General features: G+C 63.8%; 15 protein-coding genes. 12 read left to right on the forward strand and 3 right to left on the reverse strand.

Annotated features, from left to right (window positions below):
• Positions 1 to 90: 90 nt before the first annotated feature.
• On the forward strand, positions 91 to 879 hold the full coding sequence (locus DOM32_RS14630) for an SDR family oxidoreductase (RefSeq protein ID WP_110635716.1): 789 nt from the start codon (positions 91 to 93) through the stop codon (positions 877 to 879).
• Between the two features lie 243 nt (positions 880 to 1,122).
• On the opposite strand, the gene DOM32_RS14635 is transcribed toward DOM32_RS14630, so the two are convergent.
• Both DOM32_RS14635 and araD1 read right to left on the reverse strand, forming a co-directional pair.
• Positions 1,123 to 2,922, reverse strand: a complete 1,800-nt coding sequence (locus DOM32_RS14635) for an IlvD/Edd family dehydratase (protein WP_110635719.1) — start codon at positions 2,920 to 2,922, stop codon at positions 1,123 to 1,125.
• A 108-nt stretch (positions 2,923 to 3,030) separates the two neighbouring features.
• Entirely contained in the window at positions 3,031 to 4,041 is a 1,011-nt protein-coding gene (gene araD1, locus DOM32_RS14640) for an AraD1 family protein (protein WP_110635722.1), read from the reverse strand.
• Positions 4,042 to 4,600: 559 nt separating this feature from the next.
• On the opposite strand from araD1, the gene DOM32_RS14645 reads away from it, so the two are divergent.
• From DOM32_RS14645 to DOM32_RS14665, 5 genes are read left to right on the forward strand one after another with little or no spacing between them, the layout of a single operon-like run.
• Positions 4,601 to 5,578 carry a tripartite tricarboxylate transporter substrate binding protein gene (locus DOM32_RS14645; RefSeq protein ID WP_110635725.1) on the forward strand — a complete coding sequence of 326 codons (978 nt, stop codon included), beginning with the start codon at positions 4,601 to 4,603 and terminating at the stop codon, positions 5,576 to 5,578.
• 28 nt (positions 5,579 to 5,606) lie between these two features.
• Positions 5,607 to 6,089, forward strand: a complete 483-nt coding sequence (locus DOM32_RS14650) for a tripartite tricarboxylate transporter TctB family protein (protein ID WP_110635727.1) — start codon at positions 5,607 to 5,609, stop codon at positions 6,087 to 6,089.
• 6 nt (positions 6,090 to 6,095) lie between these two features.
• Positions 6,096 to 7,613, forward strand: a complete 1,518-nt coding sequence (locus tag DOM32_RS14655) for a tripartite tricarboxylate transporter permease (RefSeq protein WP_071230328.1) — start codon at positions 6,096 to 6,098, stop codon at positions 7,611 to 7,613.
• Positions 7,610 to 8,665 (forward strand): Ldh family oxidoreductase, encoded by a 1,056-nt coding sequence (locus DOM32_RS14660; protein ID WP_110635731.1) that lies wholly within the window; start codon positions 7,610 to 7,612, stop codon positions 8,663 to 8,665. The genes DOM32_RS14655 and DOM32_RS14660 overlap by 4 nt, the downstream gene beginning before the upstream one ends.
• A 42-nt stretch (positions 8,666 to 8,707) precedes the next feature.
• Positions 8,708 to 9,892 carry a fumarylacetoacetate hydrolase family protein gene (locus DOM32_RS14665; protein WP_071230326.1) on the forward strand — a complete coding sequence of 395 codons (1,185 nt, stop codon included), beginning with the start codon at positions 8,708 to 8,710 and terminating at the stop codon, positions 9,890 to 9,892.
• Between the two features lie 76 nt (positions 9,893 to 9,968).
• Here DOM32_RS14665 and DOM32_RS14670 read toward each other — a convergent pair whose 3' ends face one another.
• Positions 9,969 to 10,898, reverse strand: coding sequence for a LysR substrate-binding domain-containing protein (locus DOM32_RS14670; protein WP_071230325.1), 930 nt, complete (start codon positions 10,896 to 10,898; stop codon positions 9,969 to 9,971).
• 271 nt (positions 10,899 to 11,169) lie between these two features.
• On the opposite strand from DOM32_RS14670, the gene DOM32_RS14675 reads away from it, so the two are divergent.
• The 6 genes from DOM32_RS14675 (at position 11,170) to DOM32_RS14700 (ending at position 17,981) form a co-directional block, all read left to right on the forward strand.
• Positions 11,170 to 12,468, forward strand: coding sequence for an L-fuconate dehydratase (locus DOM32_RS14675; RefSeq protein WP_110635737.1), 1,299 nt, complete (start codon positions 11,170 to 11,172; stop codon positions 12,466 to 12,468).
• A 117-nt stretch (positions 12,469 to 12,585) separates the two neighbouring features.
• Complete coding sequence (locus tag DOM32_RS14680) at positions 12,586 to 13,686, forward strand: TRAP transporter substrate-binding protein (RefSeq protein WP_071230323.1); 1,101 nt, start codon at positions 12,586 to 12,588, stop codon at positions 13,684 to 13,686.
• Positions 13,687 to 13,750: 64 nt separating this feature from the next.
• The gene (locus tag DOM32_RS14685) at positions 13,751 to 14,254 is read left to right on the forward strand and encodes a TRAP transporter small permease (RefSeq protein WP_071230322.1); all 504 of its coding nucleotides are present in this window, start codon (positions 13,751 to 13,753) and stop codon (positions 14,252 to 14,254) included.
• Positions 14,251 to 15,507: a TRAP transporter large permease gene (locus tag DOM32_RS14690; protein ID WP_110635742.1), complete on the forward strand. Its 1,257-nt coding sequence runs from the start codon at positions 14,251 to 14,253 to the stop codon at positions 15,505 to 15,507. The genes DOM32_RS14685 and DOM32_RS14690 overlap by 4 nt, the downstream gene beginning before the upstream one ends.
• A gap of 71 nt (positions 15,508 to 15,578) precedes the next feature.
• Positions 15,579 to 17,006 (forward strand): FAD-binding oxidoreductase, encoded by a 1,428-nt coding sequence (locus DOM32_RS14695; protein WP_110635744.1) that lies wholly within the window; start codon positions 15,579 to 15,581, stop codon positions 17,004 to 17,006.
• A gap of 48 nt (positions 17,007 to 17,054) precedes the next feature.
• Positions 17,055 to 17,981: an NAD(P)-dependent oxidoreductase gene (locus DOM32_RS14700; protein ID WP_110635747.1), complete on the forward strand. Its 927-nt coding sequence runs from the start codon at positions 17,055 to 17,057 to the stop codon at positions 17,979 to 17,981.
• Positions 17,982 to 17,996 lie beyond the last annotated feature (15 nt).

Raw genomic sequence — 17,996 nt, forward strand, 5'->3', positions numbered from 1 at the left:
GTCCTCGCGTGCCGGCAGCGCGATACCCAAGGAGCGCGGAAACTCGCATGCCTGCGATGCCCGCCTCGATCTCGTCAGAGGAGAACCAACATGGATTTCGGTATCAACGGCCGCTGGGCCATCGTCTGCGCCGCCAGCCAGGGACTGGGCAAGGGTTGCGCCGTTGCCCTGGCCAGGGAAGGGGTCAATCTGGTCATCAACTCGCGCCGGCAGGAGACGCTGGACGCCGTCGCCGAGGAGCTGCGCGCACTCGATCCGGCGATCGAAGTGCGTACGGTTGCCGGTGACATCGGCGATCCGGCCATCCGGGAGGCGGTGCTAAGCGCGCCGCCCCAGGTCGATATCCTGGTCAATAACAACGGTGGCCCGCCTCCCGGCGATTTCCGAGACTGGGAGCGGGACGACTGGATCGCGGCGCTGGACGCCAACATGCTGGCGCCCATTGCGTTGATTCAGGCCTGCGTCGATGGCATGGCCGAGCGCGGCTTCGGCCGGATCGTCAATATCACCTCGTCGGCGGTGAAAGCCCCGATCGACGTGCTCGGGCTCTCCAACGGTGCCCGCAGCGGCCTGACCGGATTCGTCGCCGGCACCGCTCGCCAATCGAGCCTGGCCAGTCGCAACGTCACCATCAACAACCTGCTGCCGGGCGCCTTCGACACCCAGCGGCTGAGGGGTGGCATCGACAAGGCCGCCAGCAAGAGCGGCCGCACGCATGACGAGGTCGCCCAGGCGCGTCTGGAAGCCATACCCGCCGGCCGCTTCGGCAACCCCGAAGAGTTCGGCGAAGTCTGCGCCTTTCTCTGCAGCCGCCAGGCCACCTACATGACCGGCCAGAACATCCTGCTCGACGGCGGCGCCTATCCGGGGACTTTTTAAGGCGCCCGAAGCCGCGCCATCTTCCTAGGCGCCCCAAGACGCGCCATCCTCCAAGGCGCCCGAAGCCGCGCCATCTTCCTAGACGCCCCAAGACGCGCCTCTCTCTTGGTCTAGGCGCCCGTAGCCGCGCCTCTGTCTTTAGCGCTCCAAAGTCAGCGCCGCTCTCTAGAGAGCCCGATGCTCACCTTCGCTCGTGGCTCGTGGCTCGTGGCTCGTGGCTCGTAGCTCGTAGCTCGTAGCTCGTCAGTGGTTGTCCCGCGGCAGATCCCAGGCTATGGCGCGATATTTGGTCGCCGGCGCGAGTGTCATCCCACGATCGAGCTGTTCGACCATCGAGCGCTGAATCTCCTGCCATGGGGTCTGGTGGTCGCGATAGGGATAGCCGCCGCTGGCTTCGAGCCTGGCGCGTCGCGCTGCCAGCTCCTCGGCGTCGATCAGCAGATTGGCTTCGCCGCGGTTGAGATCGATGCGGATTCGGTCGCCGGTCTCCAGCAGCGCCAGGCCGCCGTTGGTCGCCGCTTCCGGCGAGGCGTTGAGAATCGAGGGCGAGCCGGAGGTTCCCGACTGGCGTCCGTCGCCCAGGCACGGGAGCGATTCGATGCCCTGCTTGATCAGCGCTTCCGGCGGCTGCATGTTGACGACCTCGGCGCCACCGGGATGCCCCACCGGACCGGCGCCGCGCATCACCAGGATGGTGTTCTCGTCGATCCCAAGTGCCGGGTCGTCGATGCGCGCGTGGTAATCCTCCGAGCCGTCGAAGACCGCGACCTTGCCTTCGAACGCTTCCGGATCCTCCGGATTGGAGAGATAGCGGCGCCGGAAATCTTCCGAGATGACGCTGGTCTTCATCAGTGCGGAATCGAACAGATTACCCTTGAGGTTGAGGAAACCTGCCGATTCGACCAGCGGGTTGGCGTAGCGCAGGATGACGTCTTCATCCTGTGTTTCCTGGCCGAAGCAGTTGGCATGCAGCGTCTGGCCATTGACGGTCAGCGCGTCACCGTGAAGCCGACCGGCCGCCAGCAGTTCGTGCACCACCGCCGGCACACCGCCGGCACGGTAGAACTCCTCGCCGAGATAGGCGCCGGCCGGCATCACGTTGGCCAGCAACGGTACGTCGTGACCCAGCCGCTGCCAGTCGTCGTTGGTCAGCTCGATTCCCGCGTGACGGGCGATCGCATTGATATGGACCGGCGCGTTGCTCGAGCCGCCCAGCGCCGAACAGACGACGATGGCGTTCTCGAACGCTTCACGCGTCAGGATGTCGCTCGGACGCAGATCTTCCCACACCATCTCGACGATGCGCGCCCCGGTAGCGTAGGCGACCATCGGTCGCTCCTTGTAGGGCGCGGGAATCATCGCCGAGCCGGGCAGGCTCATGCCCAGCGCCTCGGCCATCGAATTCATGGTCGATGCCGTGCCCATGGTGTTGCAGTGACCCACCGAGGGTGCGGAATCGGCGATTCGGGCCAGAAATTCTGGGTAGTCGATCTCGCCAGTGGCGAGACGCTTGCGCAGCTCCCACACGATGGTGCCGGAACCGACACGATCCTTGCCGCGCCAGCCGTTGAGCATCGGCCCGCCGGAAAGCACGATCGCCGGGATATCCGCCGTGGCGGCGGCCATCAGACAGGCCGGCGTGGTCTTGTCGCAGCCGGTGGTCAGCAGCACGCCGTCGAGCGGATAGCCGTGAAGCACCTCGACCAGGCCGAGATAGGCGAGATTGCGATCCAGCGCGGCGGTGGGCCGGCGTACGTTCTCGTGAATCGGATGCAGCGGAAACTCGAACGGGACGCCGCCCGCCGCGCGGATGCCTGCCTTGACCCGCTCCACCAGCTGGATGTGATGGCGGTTGCACGGGGTGAGGTCGGAGCCGGACTGGGCGATACCGATGATCGGCTTGCCGGAAGAGAGCTCTTCCAGGGTGATGCCGTAGTTCATGTAACGCTCGAGACACAGCGCCGTGGTGCCGGCGTGGTCAGGGTTATCGAACCACCAGCGCGAACGGAGTTGATCGGGGGTACGGCGGGGACGTTCGGTCATGATCGAGGCTCTCACAAACTTGTCACTGACTTGGCCGACGGGCCAGCGGCGTAAACGATCGCTGGCCCGGTCGGTACTGAAGCATCGGTGCGTTGGGTTGGCGGACGCTCAGAGCGCTTTCGCGGCTGCATAGCCGAAATCTTGCTCGCTCCCGAGCGTGTTGCGCAGCGGCCGTCCCAGGGCCGGCAGGTCGATCTCGTAGCGATCGCCGGGTTCGACCACGATCTTGTCGGCGAAGCTCAGCGTCGCCGTGCCGAAGAAATGGACATGCACGTCGCCGGGACGGCGGAAGTTGCGATACTTGAAGTGATGGTGCTCGAGGTTCGCCAGACTGTGGGCCATGTTGCCCTCGCCGGTCAGAAACGGCTTTTCCCATAGCGTGCGACCGTCACGCACGATGCGGCTGGTGCCTTCCAGGTTTTCCGGCAGTTCGCCGATGAAGAGCTCCGGGCCGAAGCTGCAGGCGCGCAGCTTGGAGTGCGCCAGCCACAGGTAGTTGAAGCGCTCGGTGACATGATCCGAGAATTCGTTGCCGATGGCGTAACCGACGCGCCAGGGCGTGCCGTCCTGGCCGACGACATAAAGCCCGGCCAGCTCCGGCTCCTCGCCGGCATCCTGGGCGAACGCCGGGGATGGAATGTCGGTTTCCGGCGCCACCACGCAGTCGCCATCCCCCTTGTAGAACCATTCCGGCTGCGGCCCGACTTCTCCCGCCTTCGGCTTGCCGGCCTCGATGCCCATGCGGAACATGCGCATGGAGTCAGTGAGCTCACTTTCGTCGACCCCGCCTTCAGACGGGGACATAGCGGCAGCGTGCATCGCCGAACGGGTATCGGCGCTGCCGAGATGCGTCAGCCCCGTCCCCGTGACCAGGCAATGCGCCGGATCCGGATGCGTCAAAGGCGGCAGCAGGCGTCGCTCGGCAACGATCTGCGCGTAGTCGAGACGCTGCTCGATCAGCGCCGATTCGACTACCGAGGTCAGCGTCTTGCCCTCGTCGATGGCGCGTCTGGCCAGACCATAGACGCCCGCGTCGGCGTCGACGACCTGGACCTCCCGTTCATCGACGACCATCGCCACGGTCAGTTGATCGTCGTTCAGGCACTGTATCAGGCGCATCGTACTCTCCTCTCCATCGCTAATCGGTCATTGCCACCACGACGTCTCGACCACCCTGGCGGGACGTCCCGAGTTCATCATCCTGTCCGTCTCGATCGCAAACGTCCACGACCCTTCGCGCGCAATGCGACAAAGCGTGCCGGGTGCCTCCGCTGGGCAAACGGATGCCGCCACCCCGACCTGACCCGACGCCTCGCGACACAACGACCACCGTTTATCACCTGACGCCTATGTTGAACATATGAAAAATAAGTACAACATAGACTTTCGGAGCAAATACCTCCGAAGCGAACCGGCGTAATCTGGCGGCGAGGGTCATCGTTCGACACGAAGGCTTTCTCAACGATCTGCCTGACGACATTGATTGGCCAGAATAAAACCGCCTTCATCCGATCCGTTTTCAGCATGTCGCATCACCAGAAAGGCATGGTCAGGGTTTCGCCGTTATACCAATGTCTAGTCAATACGCATATTGCACTCAATGGTCATAAACCATAGCTTCATTGAGCGAAATGCAGGCTCATAACCGCACAAAAAATCCCCCGCCAAGGAACACGCCATGAAGACGTCAATAACCAGAAGTCATCTCGCAGGATTGCTGGGATTGTCATTGTTGCTGCCGCTGCCGGCAATGGCCGACTATCCCGAGAAGCCGATTACGTTGATCGTTCCCTGGGCGGCCGGCGGGGGCACCGACGCGACCGCTCGAACCATCGCTGCCGCGCTGGAAGAGGAGCTTGGCCAGACAGTCAACGTGGTCAATCGGACCGGCGGGAGTGGCGTGGTCGGACACACCGCCATGGCCATGGCCAAGCCGGATGGCTATACGCTCGGCCTGATTACCGGCGAGATCAACATGATGCACTGGCAGGGGCTGACGCAGCTCACCTACCAGGACTACACGCCGATCGCCCAGATCAACTACGACTACGCCGGCATCCAGGTGGCCGCCGACGGCCCGTTCGACTCGGTCGAATCGCTGGTCGAGCAGGTCAAGAGCGAGCCCGCTCGAACCTATACCGCTTCCGGTACCGGGCAGGGTGGCGTCTGGCACCTGGCCTTCGCCGGCTTCCTGCTGGATCAGGGAATGGAGGCCGATCGCGTCTCGTGGATACCCAGCCAGGGCTCGGCCCCGGCGATGACCGAGATGGCGGCCGGCAGCATCGATATCGTCCCGAGCTCGGTGCCCGAGGGGCGCTCGATGATCGAGGCCGGCAAGGCCAAAAGCCTGGCGATCATGGCGCCGGAGCGGCTCGACAGCTTCCCCGACGTCCCGACCCTGAAGGAAGCGATCGGCAGCGACTACGCCATCGGTGAATGGCGCGGTATCGCCGGTCCCAAGGGGATGGATCCGGCCGTCGTCGAGACCCTCGAGAAAGCGGTCGAAGCCGCCTACAACAGCGACACCTACCAGAACTTCATGGCCAAGCAGGGCTTCGGCACCGAATGGCGGGGCGCGGACGATTTCGGCAAGCTCATGGCCGAACAGGACGAGCGCTTCGGCAAGATCGTCGAACAGGTAGGCCTGGCCAAGTGATCCGACGACCCGAACGGGAGACGACCTCATGAGAGATTTCCTGCTCGGACTGGCGTTCATGATCGGCGGCGGCGTGGTCATTGCCGTCGCCCAGACCTATCCGACCATGCCGGCGCTGCAGTTCGGCCCGTCGCTGTTCCCCTCGCTGATCGGCGGGGGAATGGTGATCGGCGGACTGGTGCTGGCACTGACTCGGGTGGGCCAGCTCAAAAACGCGTTCGCCGGTCCCCGCTCCCAAGTGGCGAGCTACGATTACCGCGGCCTGCTGATCTCGCTGCTGCCCTGCGCGCTGGTCGTGTTCTATATCCTGGCCAGCGAATTTCTGGGCGCGGCGCTGTGCATGGCGGCGAGCATGCTGGTGCTGATGCTGATACGGGGCGCCAGGCTGTGGCTATCGCTGCTCGTGTCGATCATCGTTGCCGCGGCAATCTATGTGCTGTTCTCGCGCTACCTGTTGATCCCGCTACCGGAAGGTACGCTGTTTTCCCAAACCCTCACATTCGCCTGGTGACTGCCCATGGACGATTTCCTGCAAGGCCTGGCAATGGTATTCAACCTGCAGACGATGCTGGTCATCGTCGCGGCGGCCGTTTTCGGGCTCTTCGTCGGGGCCATTCCCGGCTTGACCGCCACCATGGCGGTAGCGCTGCTGGTGCCGATCACGTTCTACATGGATGCCACCCCGGCCATCGCCGCGATCGTGGCGACCTCGGCAATGGCGATCTTCGCCGGCGATATCCCCGGCACCTATCTCAACATTCCCGGCACGCCGGCATCGGCGGCCTACGTCGGTGAATCCTATCGACTCGCGCAGAAGGGACGCGCCCGCGAAACGCTGGGCACCAACCTGGTCTGTTCGGTCATTGGCGGGCTGTTCGGCACGATGGTGCTGGTGTTCGTGTCACCCTCGCTGGCCGAAATGGCGCTCAATTTCAGCTCCTTCGAATACTTCTGGCTGGCGCTGCTGGGCCTGAGCAGCTCGATCTTCATCGCCATCGGATCCCGAGTCAAAGCCTTCCTGTCGCTGACGGTGGGCCTGCTGCTGTCGACCGTGGGGCTGGACATGATGAGCGGTGCGCCCCGCTTCACCTTCGGCGTTCCCGACCTGATGGCCGGGATCAACTTCATCCCTGTGATGATCGGCATGTTCGCGCTGAACGAGATCATGATGTTCTACGGCTCGCGGGTCGAGGAACGCCATGTCCCGGTGACAGCGAAGGACAGCGTGTTCCTCAAGGCGCCGGGGCACATCAAGACCTACTGGCGTAACGTGCTGCGTGGCAGCTCCCTGGGTACGCTGATCGGCGCGCTCCCCGGTGCCGGAGCGGACATCGCCGCCTGGATCGCCTACGCCCTCGGCAAGAGCCGCTCCAGGGAAAAGGAGAAATACGGCACGGGCCATATCGAGGGTATCGTCGACGCCAGTTCCGCCAACAACTCCGGCATCAGCGGCGCCTGGGTCCCGGCGCTGGTATTCGGTATCCCCGGCGATACCATTACCGCCATCGTCATCGGCGTGCTCTACATGAAGGGCATGAACCCCGGCCCGACGATCTTCATGAATGGCGGCGGCCAGGTCTATGCCCTGTTCACGGTGTTCTTCGTCGCCAACCTGATCATGCTGCCGATCGGCTATCTCGCCATCCGCGCGTCGAAGGTGTTCATTTTGACACCGCGCAAGATCCTGATGCCGGTGATCCTGAGCTTCTGCATCGTCGGCGCCTTCGCCATCAACAACTCGATCACCGATATCTGGATCATGCTGATCATTGGGCTGGTGGCCTTCGTGCTCGCCCGCAACGACTTCCCGATGGCCCCCGCCATTCTCGGACTGGTGCTCGGCAGTACCCTGGAGAACAGCTTCATGAGCTCGATGCTGAAATCCAACGGCGATCTGCTGGCCTTCTTCGAGCGGCCGATCAGCGCCGCGCTGGGCGCGATGGTCATCCTGATCTGGCTGTTGCCTTCACTGATCCGCCTGTTCCGCCGCTGGCGTAGCACGCCACAACCCAGTCACAAGCCGAGGTCCTCATGACCCGATATGATGCTGCCGCCCTGCATTCGACGCTGGTTACCCTGTTCGAGGAAAATGGCGCGAGCCCGGAGGTGGCGCAAACCACCGCACGCATTCTGGTCGAGGGGGACCTGCTCGGCCACCACACCCACGGGGTGAAGCTGGCCAACGGCTATCTCAAGGATCTCAAGGCGGGCCATGCCTGCGGCGATCACGAGCGGCTCGAGATCCAGCAGAACAGCCCGGTCGCGGCGCTGTTCGACGGCCACTACCTGCTGGGGCCGTACCTCGTCCAGCGTGCGCTGGATCACTGTTGCGAGGCTGCAAAAACGTTCGGCATCGGCATGGTCAGCCTCAAGCGCTCGCATCACATCGCCTGCCTGGCGGCGTATCTGCAACCGCTGGTCGAGGCCAACCTGGTGCCGCTGATCCTGACTTCGGACCCGGCGGTCGCCTCCGTCGCCCCTTATGGCGGGCTGGATCGGGTCTACACACCCAATCCGCTGGCGATCGGCATCCCGGGGCGCGAACAGCCGATGCTGATCGACGTCAGCATGTCGACCATCACCAACGGCACCGTAGGCAAGACGCACGCTGCCGGCGGCAAGCTCGATCATCCGGCGATTCTGACCGGCCACGGCGAGATCAGCGACGACCCGGAGGACTACTTCGCCTCGCCGGCAGGAAGCATTCTGCCGCTGGGCGAACTCGCCTTCGGTCACAAGGGCTTCGCACTGGGACTGATGGTCGAGGCGCTGACCTCCGCCCTTTCCGGCTTCGGCCGCAAGGATGCCCCCGAGGGCTGGGGCGCTTCGGTGATGGTGATGGTGATCGATCCGGCCCGCTTCGGCGGCACCGAGTCGTTTCTCGACGAGACCGACCATGTCGCCAGACGCTGCCTCGACAGCCGACCGCGCGACCCCGCCAGGCCGGTGCGTCTGCCCGGCCAGTCTGGCCTGGCCCGGCGCCGGGACTATCTCGACAACGGCATCCCGTTGCCGACGGATGTCGTCGATGCCATGCGCAACGCCGTGGCAGACTCATCCCTGGCCGGCAAGACAGCCTTCGGCTAACAAGCACACATCCCTTTCGACTCGACAGGAGCTCTGTTTTTCATGACCCAACCCAATGATCCCGGCCGCCTTCAAGACAACTGTCTTCCCGAAGATGCCGATCAGGCACTGCTGGTGGGGCGCGTCTGGCTGACCAGCGATGATGGCCGCGCCGGCCCGGCGCTGGTGGCCCTGCGCGGCGACGTGCTGGTCGATCTTTCCGAGCACGTCTCGACCATGGCCGACCTGCTGGAGCGCGACGATGCCGCCTGGCTCGCTCGCGAGGCGCCGGGCAACAGCGTCGGCACGCTGACGGACGTGCTTGCCAACAGCCACGGGGACGCACCGCGCGCGCCCTATCTGCTGGCCCCCTGCGACGTGCAGGCGATCAAGGCGTGCGGCGTGACCTTTGCGGTCAGTCTGCTGGAACGGGTGATCGAGGAGCAGGCGGGCGGCGATCTCAAGCGCGCTGCCGAACTGCGTCAGGAGATTCAATCCCTGATCGGTGGCGATCTGTCGCGGATCAAGCCGGGCTCGGAAGAGGCGATGGCGCTCAAGGCGGAACTCCAGGCGCGTGGCGGCTGGTCGCAGTACATGGAAGTGGGTATCGGCCCCGACGCCGAGGTGTTCTCCAAGGCGCAGCCGCTGTCTGCGGTCGGCCACGGCGCCCGCGTCGGGCTGCATCCCGCCTCCGAGTGGAACAATCCGGAGCCGGAGATCGTGCTGGCCGTGGACGCCCAGGGGAAAGTGCGTGGCGCCACGTTGGGCAACGACGTCAATCTGCGCGATGTCGAGGGTCGCAGCGCCCTGCTGCTGGGCAAGGCCAAGGACAACAACGCCTCCTGTTCGATCGGGCCGTTCATCCGGCTGTTCGACGACCACTTCGGCATCGATGACGTGCGCAATGCCCAGGTATCGCTGCGCATCGAGGGGGCGGACGACGACTTCCTGCTGGAAGGACAGAGCGACATGCGCGAGATCAGCCGCGATCCGCTGGATCTGGTGGCGCAGACCTACGGCGCCCATCACCAGTACCCGGATGGCTTCATGCTGTTTCTCGGTACCATGTTCTCGCCGATTCAGGACCGTGACGGCGAAGGCCAGGGCTTCACCCATCATATCGGCGACCGGGTGACCATCTCGACACCAAGGCTGGGCACGCTGAGCAACGTCGTCGATCGCAGCGACCGCCTGCCGCCGTGGACTTTCGGTATCCGCGCGCTGCTGGCTCACCTCGGTCAACGCTGACGCCGGTTCGGCGTGAGTCCGAAGCCATCGCTTCTGCTTCTGCTGCCGACGCCGCCCTGGCGTCGGCAGTGGAAATTCAGGGTTCGTCGCGCATCAACAGCGTATCGATGAACTCGCCGACCACATCGGATATCTCCTCTCCCTTGCGGGTCAACACGCCGTAGTAGCCCAGCGGCTCGCCGATCACCAGCGGGAGCGCGGTGAACTTGCCCGCCGAAACGGCCGTCTTGAGCACCGATGTCGGCAACAGGGCGATGGCATCCGACGAGCTGACCAGTTGCAGCGTGGTCTGCGTCGAGGTGGTTTCCACCACATTGCGCGGCGTCGCGACTCCGGCTTCGGCCAGCGCCACCTCGAACAGTCCTCGCATCGGGCTGCTCATGGGATGCAGCACCCAGGGCCAGCGCACGACCTCGCCCAGGCCGGGCGGACGCTCGCACAGCGGATGCCCCGCCCTCACCACGATCGAAACCGGCTCAGCCTGTAGCGGCAGGAAGTCGAACAGGTGGTGCTGGGCGTGTTCCGTCACGCGTCCGATGACGACATCCAGCTGTTTGTATTCCAGGTCCGCCAGCAACCGATCGCTGGAATTCTCGAAAAGGCTGACCGCCAGCTGCGGTCGTCGAGACTTGATCGTGGTGATCGCCTTGGGCAACAGCAGTGGTGCCGCGCCGGGTACCGAGCCAATGACCAGCTTGCCGTGCCCCCCTTCACGCAGCGATACCAGATCGTCTATCAGACGATCGGTGTCGTTGAGGATCGTCCGGGCGTAACGCACCAGTAGCCGCCCGGCATCGGTGATTTCCATGCTGCGAGGCTGGCGATAGAACAGCGTCATGCCGAAAAACGTCTCGATGTCCTTGAGCATCTTGCTGGCGGCCGGCTGGCTCATGTTCATATGGCGAGACGTGGCGTGAAGATTGCGACTTTCGTCCAGCGTGACAAGCAGCGCGAGATGCTTGATACGCAGCCAACCCTTGACGTGATTACGACTATCGTTGGACATCATTCCGATCCGGATAAGCCTTTGGTCAAAGACAATAACCCCCGGTTATCGAGGTTGCAAAAAAAAAGATTGGTCAGCGCCAGCGAGCGCCAATTAGTCTGACGATACATTCCAAAAAGGCAGCCAGATTTTATGATTAAATTCCTGAAATAACCGCGCCAATCACGGGCAATCCTACGACTAAAGATATCGAATTGGCGTCCAGTATTTTTCGAAGTATTTCATGGAAACCGTGACAACCTTCATCCATAAGGCAAGGAATCTCGTCAGCATGCCCACGATTCAACGGGTCGAAGTTCAGGACATTCGCTTCCCGACCTCCCGCGAGCTGGACGGGTCGGATGCCATGAATGCCGCGCCGGATTACTCGGCCACCTATGTCATCCTGCATACCGACGCCGACGACGGCATTACCGGCCATGGCCTGACCTTCACCATCGGCCGGGGCAACGAGATCTGCGTCAGGGCAGTGGAATCTCTCGCCTCCCGCCTGGAGGGGCGCTCGCTTTCGGATATCACCGCCGACATGGGCGCCTACTGGCGCGAGCTGACCAGCGGCGACAGTCAGCTGCGCTGGCTGGGGCCGGAAAAGGGCGTCATTCATCTGGCCTGCTCGGCGATGATCAACGCGATCTGGGATCTGTGGGCGAAGCATGAAGGCAAGCCGGTGTGGAAGCTGCTCGCCGACATGACCCCGGAAGCGCTGGTGCGGTGTCTCGACTTTCGCTTCGTTACCGATGCACTGACCCCGGAAGAGGCGATCGGCCTGCTCAAGCGTCGCGAGGCCGGCAAGGCCGAACGCGAAGCCGCACTGCGCGAGCACGGCTATCCGGGCTACACCACCTCGGCCGGCTGGCTCGGCTACTCGGAAGAGAAGATGCGCCAGCTCTGCCGCGATGCCATCGCCGATGGCTGGGACCACTTCAAGCAGAAGGTCGGCGGCGACATCGAGGAGGATCGAAGGCGCGCCCGCATCCTGCGCGAAGAGATCGGCGAAGCGCGCCTGCTGATGATGGATGCCAACCAGATGTGGGACGTCGACGAGGCGATCGCCAACATGCGCCGGCTGGCGGAGTTTCGTCCTCACTGGATCGAGGAGCCGACCAGCCCCGACGACGTGCTGGGTCATGCCGAAATCCGCCACCGCCTGGCGCCGATCGGCGTCGCCACCGGCGAGCATTGCCACAACCGGGTGATGTTCAAGCAGCTGTTCCAGGCCGATGCGATCGATTTCTGCCAGCTCGACGCTGCTCGGCTGGGAGGCCTCAACGAAGTGATCGTGGTGCTGCTGATGGCCGCGAAGTACGACATTCCCGTCTGTCCCCATGGCGGCGGCGTGGGCCTGTGCGAATACACCCAGCACATCTCGATGTTCGACTACATCGCGGTTTCCGGCTCGCTGGAAGGCCGTTTGCTCGAATACGTCGACCATCTCCACGAACATTTCGTCGACTCGGTACAAATCCGCCGCGGGCATTACCTGGTGCCGGATGCCCCCGGCTACAGCGTCACCATGAAGGCGGACTCCCTCGCCGCTCATCGATATCCCGATGGCAGCGCCTGGCAATGACGGCGCCGCCGACCCGAGCATTCGGACGCCGCCGAGACCCGCGGCGCCGCACTGCACGTCACTCACGCCATGCACGCCAATTGCGCTATTCACTTCACTAACGTTCTGGAGCTGAAGATGACAACAATCACATCATCGCCTTCCGCCACGCGATCCCGTCGCGCCCGTTCTCCGTTGACCTCGCTGATGGTGGCAACCGTTCTGAGCCTGACCAGCCTGTCGGCCGTCGCGGCCACCGAAATGCCCCCGATTCCGGAGGTCAAGGGCGATGTCGTCAAAGGGGACGGCAACGACTACAGCCTCAAGTTCAATATCGGCCTGACCCAGTCCAGTGCCCAGTATCGCGGTCTGGAATACTTCAAGAAGATCGTCGAGCAGCGTAGTGACGGCCATATCGAGGTGCAGACCTTCCACAGCGCCCAGCTCGGCGACGATCTCCAGTCGGTCAGCGCGCTTCAGGCCGGCACGCTGGAAATGACGGCGCCTTCCACCTCGCCGATGGTGAGCATGTTCCCGCAGTTTGCCGTATTCGACCTGCCGTTCCTGTTCCCGACGCCGGAAATCGCCGACAAGGTGCTCGACGGCGAGATCGGCCAGCAGATGCTGGAGGACGCCTCGACCAAAGGCCTCGTGGCCATCGGCTGGGCCGAGAATGGCTATCGCCAGTTGACCAACAGCAAGCAGCCGGTGGCCTCCCCCTCGGATCTGGATGGCCTCAAGGTTCGCACCATGCAGAACCCGATCCACCTGGACATCTGGCGCACGCTGGGTGCCAATCCGACACCGATGTCTTTCGCCGAGCTGTTCACTGCACTGGAGCAGGGTGTCGTCGACGGTCAGGAAAACCCGTGGATTACCATCGAATCGTCGAAATTCAATGAGGTACAGCCGTACGCCACCGAAACGAATCACGTCTACACGCCTTTCATCACGCTGGTTTCCGAGCGTTTCTGGGACCGTCTGCCGGAGAGCTATCAGCAACTGCTGCGTGAGGCCGCCAAGCAGATGGGCGACTACGAGCGTCATGTCAGCCGCGTCATGAATGACCAGATCAAGCAGGAACTGAAAGACGAAGGCATGCAGATCACCGAGCTGACGCCGGAACAGATCGCGACCTTCCAGGAGGATCTGGCGCCGGTCTACGACGAGTGGCGGGACAAGATTGGCGGCGATCTGATCGACCGTATCCGCGCCGAGTCCCAGGCTCAGTCGAAGTAAGTGCCGATTCGCCGCAGGCGTCACGGACGCCTGCGGCTAGCCCTGCGTGATCATGGAGGTCATGATGAATGCCGACTCCCCCGCCACCCGGGGTCTCCTGGGCTGGCTCCGCCAAACGCTGGAAATCGCTGCCGGGCTGCTCGTGCTCGGTGTGGTCTTCTGCGTCACGGCCAACGTCTTTGGACGCTTCGTCCTCAACTATTCCTACACCTGGGCCGAGGAACTCTCCCGGGTGCTGTTCATCTGGCTGGTGCTGCTGGGCGCAGGCGTAGGCAGTCTCGGCAACGAGCATGTGGCGGTCACCTTCTTCCGCGACAAGGCGCCTGGCGGACTACGCAAGGCTGCCGCTCTGTTGAGCATTGCCATCGTCTACATCGTCTGTATCTGCATTCTGCTGGGGTTCAAGGAAGTGATCTCGGGCTACACCAGCGCCACGCCGATGCTGGGCATTCCCCAGACCTTCCTTTATAGCGCCATGCCAGTGATGGCGATCCTGACGATGATCGCCAACACCATTGCCTTGGTCGAATTGATCAGAGGCGCCCCGTTCCGGAGCAAGACATCATGATTCTATGGAGCATTCTGATAGGGCTTGCCATCTGTATCGTCATCGGCATGCCGATCTCGTTCGGTCTCGCGGCCATCAGCCTGTTCATCTTCTTCGAATCCGGCTATGCGCTGTCGCCGATCGTGTCGCAGGCCGTCAACGGGCTGGACTCCTTTCCTCTTCTGGCGATTCCCTTGTTCATTCTGGTCGGGGAAGTGATGAGCGCGGGCGGTATCGCCACTCGACTGGTCCGTCTCGCCAGCGCCCTGGTCGGTTTCGTCGCCGGTGGCCTCGGCCAGGTGGCAGTGCTCACGTCAATGTTCTTCGGCGGCATCAGCGGCTCCGCCGTGGCCGATGCCTCCGCCGTCGGCAGCATGATGATCGAGCCGATGAAGCAGCATCGCTACAGTGCGCCAATGGCAACGGCCATCGTGGTTGCCGCTTCGGTAGTGGGCATCATCATTCCGCCGTCGATCCCGATGATCCTGTTTGGCGTGGTCACCAACACCTCGATTTCACAGCTGTTCATGGCGGGGATCGTGCCCGGCATCCTGATCACGCTGGGGCTGGCGGCCACTACCTACGTACAATCGCGCAAGAACGGGCGCGGCCAGCCGTTCTCGGTGCCTGAGCTGTTCGCGGCATTGAAGGAGGCCCTGCTGGCGCTGCTGTTGCCGGTCATCATCGTCGGGGGCATTCTCTCCGGCGTGTTCACACCGACCGAGAGCGCGGCGATCGCCCTGGTCTACGCCTTCGTGGTGTCGTTCTTCATCTATCGCAGCCTGACATTGAAGCGCTTCTTCGAGCTTTGCATCGCTACCGGCAAGCTCACCGGCGTCGTGATGCTGCTGCTGGCGTTCGCCAGCGTGCTGGCCTGGCTGCTGACCGCCAACATGATTCCGCAGCAACTGGTGGTCAGCCTGTCGGCCATCACCGAGAACCAGTTCCTGCTGCTGCTGATTCTGACCGGATTCCTGCTGGTGGTCGGCTTCTTCATGGACCTGACCCCGGCGATGGTCATTCTGGCCCCGCTAATGACGCCGGTGGTGGTCAAGCTGGGGGTCGATCCGGTCTATTTCGGCGTGCTGATGTCGTTCGTGCTGGGGATCGGCCTGATCACGCCACCGGTGGGAACGGTGCTCTATGTCGGCTGCGGCGTGGGCAGGGTCGGCATGGAGAGCCTGGTGAAGAGCCTGCTGCCCTTCTATTTCACGCTGATCGCGCTGCTGGCGCTGTTCCTGCTCTTCCCCCAGATCGTGCTGTGGTATCGCTGAGGCCAGGTGATTTCGATGATGCTGAATGATTTCGACGATGTCCCCTTCGATGATCTCTGGAGAGGTGGTTCATGACCCCGCAGGCTGCACTGCTCGACGATCTGGCTACCCTACTGGGCAAGGGCGGGCTGCTGACCGAGGCCGACGACATGGAGCGCTATCGCGTCGACTGGCCAGGCCATCATGGCGCCGAGCCGCTGGCCGTCGCCCGCCCCTCGACGACGCGCCAGGTGGCCGACGTGGTGAGCTACTGCCATCGCCACGACATCCCGCTGGTGCCACAGGGCGGCCACAGTGGGCTGGTCGGCGGCGCACTGCCGGATGCGGATCATCCAGAGCTGGTCGTCAGCCTCGAGCGCATGGCAGCGATTCGCCATGTCGATCCCATCAACTTCACCATGAGCGTCGATGGCGGCTGCATTCTGCAATCGGTCAAGGATGCCGCCGAGGCGGCCGACTGTGACTTTCCGCTCTCGCTGGGAGCTCAGGGCAGTTGCCAGATCGGCGGCAATGTCTCGACCAACGCCGGCGGCCTCAATGTGCTGCGCTACGGCATGATGCGGCAGCTGGTGCTGGGGCTGGAGGTCGTGCTGCCGGACGGGCGTATCTACAACGGCATGAAGGCGCTGCACAAGAACAACACCGGCTACGATCTGAAGCAGCTGTTCATCGGCGCCGAGGGCACGCTCGGCATCGTTACCGGTGCAGTCCTCAAGCTGTTTCCCCGCCCTCAGGTCAGCCGCACGGCGCTGTTGGCGTGTCCGAACGTGGACGCGGTGCTGGAGCTCTACGCGCTGGCGAGACGCAGTTGCTGCGATCTGCTGACCGCGTTCGAACTGGTGCCGCGCACCTGTCTCGAACTGGCGATGGAGGCAGTCCCCGATCTGCGCGATCCGCTCGATGCCCCGGCACCGGTCTATGTGCTGATGGAGGTCGCCGCCAGCGGGCCGCTGGACCTCGATGCCATGATCGAGACGCTCTTCGAACGCGGATTCGAAGCGGGCGCCCTCACCGATGGCGTGCTCGCCGCCAGTGAAACCCAGGCCCGGAATCTCTGGCACATTCGCGAGGCGATGCTGGAGGGGCAGCGCAATCGCGGCGAGCACCTGCGCACGGATGTCTCGATACCCATCTCCTCGCTGAGCGCCTTCCATCAGCGCGCTTCCGAGGAGATCCAGTCGCTATGTCCGCAGGCGACGATCATCGCCTACGGCCATATCGGCGATGGCAACCTGCATTTCAACATTCTGCCGCCGCCCGGGCTGGGGGCCGACGAGCGTTCGACGCTGCTGCACGAGCTGGAGGAGCGGCTATTCGAGATCGTCGACGACTTCGACGGCAGCATCAGCGCCGAGCACGGTATTGGCCGCTTCAAGCAGAGCGCCTTCATGGAGATGCTGTCGGAGCCGGAATACGACATCATGCGGGGACTCAAGCATCTGCTGGACCCCCGCGGCCTGATGTCGCCCGGTCGCATTCTTCCCCGCCCCGCCGAATGACGCGCCGGGTTCGGATCCGGCGCTCGATCCCGTTCAGGAAGCTTTGTCATGCCCCATTCCCACACACGTTCGGACCGTCACGCCCACCCCGATAGCCGGAGCGTTGCCGTCATCGGCACCGGCATCATGGGCGCGCCCATGGCCAGCCGTCTGGCGGCGGCGGGCCATCGCGTACGCGCCTGGAATCGCTCGCCGGACAAACTGGTTCCGTTGCAGCGCGCCGGCGTGGAAGCGGCCGGTTCTCCGGTGGCCGCCGCCCGCGACGCCGATGTCGTCATCGTCATGCTGAGCGCCGGGCCGGTCTGTGACGAGATTCTGCTGGGCGAGGATGGCGTCATCGCCAAGATGTCGCCCGACAGCAGCCTGATCGTGATGAGCTCGATTCCCGCGGATACCGCCCGGCACCAGGCGGAGATCGCGAACCGCCACGGCGTCGGCTACCTGGACGCCCCGGTCTCCGGCGGCGAGCGCGGCGCCATCGATGGCACGCTGGCGATCATGGCCGGCGGCGAGGCGGACGTGTTCGAACGCTGCCGGGCCTTGCTGGCGAACCTCGGCCGCCCGACCCATGTCGGCCCTGCCGGGAGCGGCCAGCTTGCCAAGCTCGCCAATCAGATGATCGTCGCGAACACGATCGCCACGGTGGCGGAAGCGCTGCTGCTGGTGGAACGTGGCGGCGCCGATCCCGCACAGGTGCGTGAGGCGCTGATGGGCGGCTTCGCGGATTCGACGATCCTCAAGATGCACGGCCAGCGCATGCTCGAACGAGATTTTGCCCCCGGCGGTCCTGCCAAGTGGCAATACAAGGATACCCAGACGGCGATGGCAGAGATGACCCGCCTGGGACTGGAACTTCCGGTCAGCATCCAGGCCGATGCGCTGTTCGGCGACATGCTGGGCCACGGCGATGGCGAACTGGACCACAGCGCGCTGATCCGGGAACTCCGCCGTCGAAATGGCATGGCCGTCGACTGACATTGGCGGGCGCCC

The sequence above is a fragment of the Salinicola salarius genome (assembly GCF_003206135.1).
Lineage (GTDB): Bacteria > Pseudomonadota > Gammaproteobacteria > Pseudomonadales > Halomonadaceae > Salinicola > Salinicola salarius.